This window comes from Paenibacillus phytorum (assembly GCF_013141715.1).
GTDB lineage: Bacteria > Bacillota > Bacilli > Paenibacillales > NBRC-103111 > Paenibacillus_E > Paenibacillus_E phytorum.
Genome location: NZ_WHOA01000084.1, coordinates 1 through 1,415, shown reverse-complemented (window position 1 = coordinate 1,415; position 1,415 = coordinate 1). Strand labels below are relative to the sequence as shown.

General features: G+C 43.4%; 1 protein-coding gene. It reads right to left on the bottom strand.

Going from position 1 to position 1,415, the window contains the following annotated elements; genetic code table 11:
* Window positions 1-1,374, bottom strand: a 1,374-nt coding sequence (locus tag GC098_RS10755; protein WP_171643167.1) for an IS1182 family transposase, incomplete at its 3' end; no start/stop codon positions are given.
* Between the last annotated feature and the right edge of the window lie 41 nt (window positions 1,375-1,415).

Genomic DNA, 1,415 nt, shown 5'->3' with positions numbered 1-1,415 from the left:
CTTCTGCTTCGCCAGATGCCTGGCGATTCGTTTGAGGTTCTGTGCAACGCTGGTCATCAGCGTTTGCTCCTGAACACCAACTCGTGTGCGCAACCGACAACGACGAAGTCCGTAGAGCTCTTTAGACTCTGCGAAACTTCGTTCTATGGTTTCTTTTCGTTTCGCATAAATGAGCTGCCCCACCGAACTTTTCGTATAGGCGGTTACTTTTTCTTTATGCTTTGCCCATACGTGTCTCGAGATCGATCTCTGATGAGTTTTTGACGTTGTACATTTGCTGAGTAGTGGGCATTTAGCGCATATTTTCACATCGGAGTTGTAGATTTTATCCCCGTCACGGTCTGTCGTAGCATAGCTCAATGTTTCATTTGCAGGACAGCGGTAGATATCTGCATTCGCATCATAATGGAACTCATTTTTCGGAAAAATATCTTTAACAGTAGGAATCTGCCGCGGGGCGATCGCACCTCGGATCTGTTTCTCTTCTAATTTTTTACAGATGTAGTGACTCATATATCCCGAGTCCAACGCCACTGCTTCCATCGTTGTTTCCCAGCCGAAAGTACTTATTTGGCGTTCTAGCCGATCGATATAAACGGTTGAGTCATTGACATCCCCAGCCGTCACAAACGAGTCGGTGATGATGTTGAATTTCGCATCGATCGTGCGGTGCTCCAAATAAAAAAAGCCTTCGGGTTTGCCTTTACGACTCATATATCCACTATCAGGGTCGGTTGTACTGACCTTGTTGTTTTCAAAAGACTCTGATTTTTTTTGCGGTAGCGGCTCTTTTCCATGAGCCAAACGATCTTCCGTTACGGCTTTCTCGAGTTCTTCCAAATATACCGAAGCCGGCTTCACTTGTTCTTGGTTTCTGTACTTGTTGTTACTCGCATTTGCACGCATATGCGTGGAATCTGTAAATTGCAAGCGACCAGCAACCATATTAAGATTCATCGCTAGACGCACAACTTCATCGAAAATATCCTGAAATACGGTAGTTCCTTTGAAACGGTGTTGGCGATTCCAACTAATTGTGGAGTGGTGAGGAACGGAGTCTGAAAAGGAGAGGCCCAAGAACCAACGATAAGCGATGTTTACTTCAATTTCTTTTTCTAGTCGACGCTCTGAGCGCACATTAAACAAATAACCAATGAGCAACATTTTAAATAAACGAACAGGAGGAATGGGAGGTCGTCCTTGTGTGGGATGGTATAAACCTTTGACTTTCTCCGTAATAAAAGAGAAGTTGATGTGGGTTTGAATTTGTCTGAGAAGGTGGTCTTTTGGCACAAGCGCCTCCATACAAACCAATTCATATTGTATTTGAGGATTTTCATTTTCGCTGTGTAACACAATGACCACCACTTTCATAAATGTTACCTATATTATATCAAATTAACGCAGTAATGAAT